General features: G+C 34.7%; 1 pseudogene. It reads left to right on the forward strand.

The window, feature by feature from the left end:
• Positions 1-124: 124 nt before the first annotated feature.
• Positions 125-649 (forward strand): annotated as a pseudogene (locus ACEN33_RS12425) (PTS sugar transporter subunit IIC); the annotation flags it as partial.
• Positions 650-895 lie beyond the last annotated feature (246 nt).

Below are 895 nucleotides of genomic sequence, written 5' to 3' on the forward strand. Positions count from 1 at the left end.
GAAGGTTCATTTAGTTAAAATCTACTTCGAGAACGCACTATTTTGTAGAAAAATTTCCAATTTTTCCAAGAACGATTAATTTATTCAAGAAACCAGCTTAAATTATAGAGGTATGAATTATTCAGGTGAATTGCAACCTATTTTGATGAGTATTTTGATTAGTTGCTCTTTTGCATTTCTTATCATATCACCAATTTCAACGGTGGCAATTGGTGTAGCAATTCAATTAAATGCAGTTTCTGCTGGTGCAGCCGCGATGGGTGTTGCAGCAACGACCTTGGTACTTGTCGTAAACTCATGGAAAGTCAACAAATCTGGTGTAACGATTGCAATCGCTTTAGGTGCTATGAAAATGATGATGCCTAACTTGTTTAGAAAACCAATCATTTTATTACCATGTTTCTTTACCGCAATAATATCTGCGATACCAGTAGCCTTGTTCTCAGTATCAGGGACTCTAGCTTCAGCAGGTTTTGGTCTAGTTGGTATAGTAGGTCCTTTAGCTTCGATCGATGCCGGATTAAATGTTATCCTTGCTATAATCGTCTGGTTTGTTGTACCTACAGTAGCAAGTCTATTGGGACAATTCTTATTTGAAAAGGTATTTAAGCTATATGATCGTAAAGACGTCTTTGAGTTTTTAGATTAACCTAGGTAGCAATTTTTAAAAATATTTTAGAAAAATATTTAGATCCTGAACAATTCATACTTTTCGTTGAAACATGTGCCAACTGCCTAACGGCAGCTTAAATTTACTTTTTCATTTTTACCTGTTAAGTGATGAAAAAAGAACCCCATTCTGATATGGTAAAGGTGTCTAAACCAACCATAAGAAAGGAGTTCTCTTCATGATTAGCTTACACAAAAACCAGGTAAAATTCAATTCAAACATCAT

Source organism: Ruoffia sp. FAM 24228 (assembly GCF_045528575.1).
GTDB classification, from domain to species: domain Bacteria; phylum Bacillota; class Bacilli; order Lactobacillales; family Aerococcaceae; genus Ruoffia; species Ruoffia halotolerans.